This is a genomic window from Micromonospora sp. NPDC049089 (assembly GCF_040648775.1).
GTDB lineage: Bacteria > Actinomycetota > Actinomycetes > Mycobacteriales > Micromonosporaceae > Micromonospora.
This window is the reverse complement of record NZ_JBEZEH010000332.1, coordinates 1-4,068: the sequence shown is the minus strand read 5'-3', so window position 1 is coordinate 4,068 and position 4,068 is coordinate 1. Positions and strand designations below refer to the sequence as shown.

The 4,068-nt window shown below is 73.0% G+C and carries 3 protein-coding genes; 1 reads left to right on the top strand and 2 read right to left on the bottom strand.

Annotated elements, in window-relative coordinates; translation table 11 throughout:
• A partial coding sequence (locus tag AB0B48_RS32140; protein WP_357208187.1) for an alpha-amylase family glycosyl hydrolase occupies positions 1-1,298 on the top strand: 1,298 nt, incomplete at its 5' end.
• A 115-nt stretch (positions 1,299-1,413) separates the two neighbouring features.
• Here the strand turns inward: AB0B48_RS32140 and AB0B48_RS32135 are convergent.
• Complete coding sequence (locus tag AB0B48_RS32135) at positions 1,414-2,847, bottom strand: MFS transporter (protein WP_357208185.1); 1,434 nt, start codon at positions 2,845-2,847, stop codon at positions 1,414-1,416.
• A gap of 95 nt (positions 2,848-2,942) precedes the next feature.
• Positions 2,943-4,068 (bottom strand): FGGY-family carbohydrate kinase (locus tag AB0B48_RS32130; RefSeq protein WP_357208183.1); only part of this gene is annotated, 1,126 nt, incomplete at its 5' end.

The following is a 4,068-nucleotide window of genomic DNA, read 5'->3' as shown; positions in this document are numbered from 1 at the left end:
CCGGGTGGACGTCTCCCCCCGGCAGCGCGGAACGGTCGCGGTACGTCTTCCGGGACGGCCGTGGTCCGGCCGGCGACCAGCCGCCGAACGACTGGCAGAGCGTCTTCGGTGGTCCGGCCTGGACCCGGACGGTCGACGCCGACGGACAGCCCGGCCAGTGGTACCTGCACCTGTTCGACACCGGGCAGCCGGACCTCAACTGGGACAACCCGGAGGTGCACGCGGAGTTCCTGGACGTACTGCGCTTCTGGTTGGACCGCGGCGTGGACGGCTTCCGGGTCGACGTCGCGCACGGCCTCATCAAGCAGGCCGACCTGGCCGACTGGCAGGAGCCGCAGGAGATCCTCTCCGGCAACGAGATCGACAAGCCCCGCCCGCCGATGTGGGACCAGGACGGCGTGCACGAGATCTACCGGCAGTGGCGGCAGGTGTTGGACAGCTACCCCGGCGAGCGGGTGCTGGTCGCCGAGGCATGGGTGGAACCGGCCGAGCGGCTGGCCCGCTACGTTCGCCCGGACGAGATGCACCAGGCGTTCAACTTCGAGTACCTGCTCGCCGCGTGGAGCGCACCGGCCCAGTACGCGGTGATCACCCGTTCGTTGGAGGCGACCGACTCGGTCGGCGCACCGACGACCTGGGTGCTGTCCAACCACGACGTGGTGCGGCACGCCTCCCGGCTCGGTCTGCCGATCGGCACCGTACGCCCCAACGGCATCGGCATCGGCGACCCGCAGCCGGACGCCGCACTCGGTCTGCGCCGGGCCCGGGCGGCCACCCTGCTGATGCTGGCGCTGCCCGGCTCCGCGTACCTCTACCAGGGTGAGGAGCTGGGGCTGCCCGAGCACACCACCCTGCCCGACGAGGCCCGGCAGGACCCGACCTGGGCACGCAGCGGGCACACCCAACGCGGCCGGGACGGCTGCCGGGTGCCGATCCCGTGGGAGGCCGACGCCCCGTCGTACGGCTTCGGGCCGACCGACGCGAGCTGGTTGCCGCAGCCCGCGCTCTGGGCGGAGTACGCGCTGGACCGCCAGCGCGACGTGCCCGGTTCGACGTACGAGCTGTACCGCACGGCATTGCGGTTGCGTCGCGCCCACGGGCTGGGTCGCGGGACCCTGGAGTGGTTGTCCTCGGGTGACGAGGTGCTGAGCTTCCGCAACGGTGAGCTGACCGTGCTGACCAACTTCGGTGCCGCCCCGGTGCCGGTGCCGGCCAACGCCGAGGTGCTCGCCGCCAGCGCGCCCCTGGACGACGACGGTGCGCTCCCGGCCGACGTCACCGTCTGGCTGCGAGGCTGATCCGCACGCCGTGAGGGGCCAAGATCCGCGCAACATCAGGGATGTTGGCCCCTCACGCTCGCCCAAGGCAGCACTTTCCCTGATGTTGCGCGGATCAGGGAGAGTAGGTCGGCGGTCAGAGGCGGTCGGCCCGGGTGTGCAGCAGGTCGCGCACGTTGTCGATGTCCGCCGGTGAGGTTCGCGAGGCGAGCCAGTACATGACCCCCGTCGGGATGAAGAAGAGCTGGAACGCGGCCAGCCCGACGGCGAAGTTCAGCGGTGGCGGGAACGCCGCTCGCAGCGCCTGGAAGGCCACCCCGACCAGCCCGTTCCCGGCGGCGCGACCGACCCCGTTCACCAGGTTGCCCAGGCTGTAGACAGTGCCCCGGTGCTCCGGTGGGTTGACGTCGGCGATCAACGCGAACCAGTTCGGCGAGTTGGCCGACGTCAACGCGAGCGCCACGACGGCGGTGAGCAGGCTCAGCCCTACCGACGGCTCGGTGAACACACTGGCCAGTACCGCACCCACCACCGCGCCGCCGCTCGCGCCGTCCGGCACGTCGATGGTCACCGGCACGAAGAACAACACCAGGTAGAACGGCAGCGCGGCGAGGATGCCGATCGAGGCGACGAGTGCCCGACCTCGCGGGGTACGCCGTTGCACGGCGTCACCGATCAACCCGCCCACGATGGACAGCACCCCACCGAGCTGGAACAGGGTGGCGAAGACGCTGCCCACCACCACAGCTGTCGACGTGGAGTAGCCCTGGGCCTCGGCCCGTTCGGCGAACAGCACCGGCAGCCAGACCAACGAGCCGAACGCGGCCTGCGCGGTCAGGCCCTGCAGGATCAGCCACCGGTTGGTCCGCCGGGCCAGGATGCGCGGCAGGTCGGCGCGGCTGATCCGGTAGTCGTACTCGGCGCCGGCGTCCAACCTGCCGGCCAGTTCCGGCTCACTCTGGCCACGCCGAACGTCGTACGTGAACAGGTAGGCCACCGTGGCGACGAGGCCGACGCCGGTCAACAGCAGGAACGGCCGACGCCAGTCGGCAGCCCCGAGCAGCCCGCCGAGGAGAGTGCCCGCGAGGGTGCCGACCCCCTGGGAGAGCCCCCAGAAGCTCATCACCAGCCCGCGTCGGGTCGGCGAGATCAGGTCGGTCACCACGGAGAAGCCCACCGAGCCGACCGCGCCGAGACCGACCGCCGCGACCAGTTGCGCGGCCAGGAACGTCAGGTAGCCGCCGGCGAGCGCGCTGCCGCCGGTGCCCGCCGCCCAGAGCAGGGTGCCCACCATGAGCAGCGGTTTACGGTTGGTGTGGTCACCGACGTACGCCCAGCCGACCGCCGCGACCGCGCTGACCAGGAAACTGACCGCGGTGACCACGCCGAGCAGCCGACCGGACACGTCGAACGCGTCGGAGATCGGGCCGTACAGCGGGGGGACCAGCCCGATCGCCACGTTGTCCAGCGAGGCGAGCAGCACGAACACCACCACGCTGTACAACCGGTGCGCCCGCCCACCGCCCCGACCATGCGGGCGCAGGCCGGGCCCGCCACTGGTCACCGTCATGACCGGCAGCCAACCAGACCGCGTGCAGGAGGTCGTCACGCGGGTGGGTGCCGGTCACCGTCGACCGGCACCCACCCGCGCGTCGATCCCGACGGTCAGCGCCGGTCGAGCACCAACCCGCGGGCCGCGGCGTACTGGTCGCGCACCGCGGGGACAGCCGCCGCGGCGTACTCCTCGGTGCCCTCGACCGCCCAGACCGGCGGCGCGTCGCCGCCCAGGGCGACCCAGGCGGCCTGGCGGGCGGCACCGTCGGCGACGTACTCCCCGGCCGGCGGGACGACGACCGGGCAGCCGAAGACCTGCGGGGCGATCTGCCGCACCGCAGCCGACCGGGCCCCACCGCCGATCAGGATGACCCGGCGAGCGGTCGCGCCCTGCGCGGTCAGCGCGTCCAACCCGTCGGCGAGCGCGCAGAGCATGCCCTCCACGGCGGCCCGCGCCAGGTGCGCGGGGGTCGATGTACGCAGGGTCAGGCCGTGCACCGCACCGGTGGCGAGCGGTCGGTTCGGCGTCCGCTCACCCTCCAGGTAGGGCACCATGACCAGCCCGTCCGCCCCGGCTGGCGCGGAGAGCGCCAGCTCGGCCAGCTCGTCCAGGGTGACGCCAAGCATCGCCGCGGCGGCGTCCAGCACCCGGGCCGCGTTGAGCGTGGCGACCAGCGGCAGGAAGCGACCGGACGCGTCGGCGAAGCCCGCCACCGCACCACTCTCGTCAGCGGCGGGGACGTCGGCGACGCTGAACACGGTGCCGGAGGTGCCGATCGAGACGATCACGTCACCGGGCCCGGCACCGACACCGAGCGCGGCGGCGGCGTTGTCCCCGGTGCCCGCACCGAGCAGGGCCCCGCCCGGCCCACCCAGTACGTCGGACAGCTTTCCCGCCGAATCCGCCGGACCGAGCACCTCGGGCAGCATCAACCGCCGGCCGAAGCCCCGCTCCAGCAGGTCCAGCCGGTACTGCCCGGTGGCCGGCGACCAGTAGCTGGTGCCGCTGGCATCGCCCCGGTCGGTCCGCAGCGCGTCCAGCCCCGGTGCTCCGGCGAGCCGCCAGGTCAGCCAGTCGTGCGGCAGGCAGACGGCCGCCACCTGGGCTGCCCGCTCCGGCTCGTGCGTGGCCAGCCAGCGCAGCTTGGTGAGGGTGAAGCTGGCCACCGGAACGCTGCCAGTGGCCTCCGCCCAGAACCTCTTCCCGGCCGAGCCGCCGGCCGCCCCCCCGGGTTGT